This is a genomic window from Sphingobium sp. DC-2 (genome assembly GCF_000722555.1).
GTDB classification, from domain to species: domain Bacteria; phylum Pseudomonadota; class Alphaproteobacteria; order Sphingomonadales; family Sphingomonadaceae; genus Sphingobium; species Sphingobium quisquiliarum.
In genome coordinates this window covers 1-2,333 of record NZ_JNAC01000015.1, presented here as the reverse complement: position 1 = coordinate 2,333, position 2,333 = coordinate 1, and the positions used below count along the sequence as shown (strand labels likewise).

General features: G+C 61.1%; 2 protein-coding genes. Both read left to right on the top strand.

Going from position 1 to position 2,333, the window contains the following annotated elements:
- Window positions 1–144 precede the first annotated feature (144 nt).
- Window positions 145–1,395, top strand: coding sequence for an IS21 family transposase (gene istA, locus ET21_RS0102810; RefSeq protein WP_030538492.1), 1,251 nt, complete (start codon window positions 145–147; stop codon window positions 1,393–1,395).
- On the top strand, window positions 1,392–2,267 hold the full coding sequence (gene istB / locus ET21_RS0102805) for an IS21-like element helper ATPase IstB (RefSeq protein WP_030538491.1): 876 nt from the start codon (window positions 1,392–1,394) through the stop codon (window positions 2,265–2,267). Before istA ends, istB begins: the two co-directional genes overlap by 4 nt.
- Window positions 2,268–2,333 lie beyond the last annotated feature (66 nt).

Genomic DNA, 2,333 nt, shown 5'->3' with positions numbered 1-2,333 from the left:
ATTGTTGATGGCGAAGTAAAATGCCCCGGAACGGACATTTGAAAATTCCCCACTTCTTCTGATTGGCCCTTGTCCGGGGCGAGCCCCGGACAAGGGCCAAAGCGAAAAAATCGGGCATGATCCTCCTGGGGGAGGCACGCCACGATGAAGAAGCTTGGAGATCTGATAATGATCCTGGATTTACATCGCCAAGGCCTCAAGGTGGCGGCTATCGCCCGCCAGGTCGGCATCGACCGGAAGACCGTCCGTAAATACATCGCCCGTGGCATCGAGGTGCCCACCTACGGCCCTCGCCAACCGCGCGACCGCTTGCTTGACCCTTGGATGGATTATCTGAGGGCGAGACTTGACGCTTATCCTGGTCTGAGCGCACGGCGCCTTTTGCGCGAGATTTGCGAACGTGGTTATACCGGCGGCTACAGCACCGTGCGCGATACGGTGCGCGCATTGCGACCGGCAGGCGGCGGTAGCCCCTTCGCCGTGCGCTTCGAGACGCCGCCGGGCCAGCAGGCGCAGGTCGATTTTGCCCAGTTTCGGGTGCGATTTACCAGCGCGCCGGACAGCGTCCAGATCGTATGGTTGTTCTCGATGGTGCTGGGCTTCTCACGCCTGATTTGGGGGCACTTTGCCCGGCGCCAAACGATGCAGACGGTATTGGCGTGCCACAGAGCCGCGTTCGAGGCGATCGGCGGCGTGCCGCGCGAAATCCTCTACGATCGTATGAAAACTGCCGTTCTGGGCGAGGACGAGGATGGTCGCGTCGTGTACAACCGGACGCTCGGCGAGTTCGCTCGTCATTACGGCTACCTGCCAAAAGCCTGCCGCGCCTATCGGCCCGAAACCAAGGGTAAGGTCGAGCGGCCCTTCCGCTACATCCGTGAAGACTTCTTCCTGGGCGGCACGTTCCGCGATCTCGATGATCTCAACCTCCAGTTCGGCAACTGGCTCGGCAACGTCGCCAACCCGCGTGTCCACGCCTCCACCGACCGTGTCGTCAATGAGGCGTTCGCCGAGGAGCGGCCAACGCTGCAAACCTTGCCGCTGATACCCTTTGGTGCGGTTCTCAAGCTTGAACGCAGGATCAGTCATGAAGGCATGGTGAGCGTCGGCGGCAATTATTACTCGGTGCCCGACGCAACGCGACGGCGGGTGGTCGAGGTGCACAGCCTAGCGGACGAAATCCAGATCTTTGAAGACGATCGTCTGATCGCACGACATCCCTTGCTCGAGGGTCGCCGACAGCGATCGCTTCTTGAAGGTCACCGGCGCCAGTACCGCCCCAGAGAAGAAAACCCGATACCGCATGGCTTTACCGGCGAACAGGTTACCCGCCGGTCGCTCGACTTCTACGCTGCCGTGGGTCAGCAGCTGGCGACGTCGGGAGCAAGAGCATGAGCTCGCTTCTTCCCGACCCGACAGCATCGCTGCTTGATCGCATCAAGACCAGTATGGTCGGCCTCAAAATGCCGCGGGCGATCGAGGTCGTCGATATCTGCGTCTCCCGCCTCGATCGTGGCGAGATCACCGCGCTTGAGCTGGTGGAACAGCTACTGCTCGAGGAACTGACGTTCCGCGAAGATCGGCGGATCCGGACCGCTCTGCGGATGGGTCGGCTGAACACCGTCAAGACTCTTACCGGATACGACTTCTCGTTCCAGCCCTCGCTCGACAAAGCCCGCATCCTAGCGCTCGCCGAGTTGAACTTCGTAGCGCGCTGTGAGGTCGTCCACCTGCTGGGACCGCCCGGCACTGGCAAGAGCCATCTTGCCAGCGCACTCGGCCTGGAAGCCGTGAAAGCCGGTAAGAGCGTCTCCTTCATTACGCTTGCCGACCTGATCGGTGCGCTTGCAAAGGCCGAACGGGAGGGCTCGCTGCGTGAGAGGATCCGCTTCTACTGCAGGCCTTCTCTGCTCATCGTCGATGAGATCGGCTACCTCCCGGTCATACCCGGCGGCGGTAACCTGTTCTTCCAGCTGGTCAATGCGCGCTACGAAAAAGGAGCGATGATCCTCACCTCCAACCGCGGCTTTGCAGAATGGGGCGAAATCTTCGGCAGTCCCGTCGTCGCCACCGCGCTGCTCGACCGCCTGTTGCATCACGCCATCGTCATCCAGATCGATGGTTCAAGCTATCGGCTCAGGCGTCATGCCGATCTGCTGCCTGAGCATGTTCGCTCAACTGCCCGCATCACACCGCCGGCGCCGACAGAGCCTCGTCGCCGCGGGCGACCACCCAAGGATGGAGCTGCACCAATGCCCGAATCCTGAACCTCAAACCGCAAAGTGGGGAATTTTACTTTGCCCGTTCCGGGGAAAATTACTGTGCCGTTGACA

What these genes read in the sequence shown, in the direction of transcription:
- istA (WP_030538492.1), top strand. Translation starts at nt 145, where the DNA reads ATGAAGAAGCTTGGAGATCTGATAATGATCCTGGATTTACATCGCCAA.
- istB (WP_030538491.1), top strand. Translation starts at nt 1,392, where the DNA reads ATGAGCTCGCTTCTTCCCGACCCGACAGCATCGCTGCTTGATCGCATC.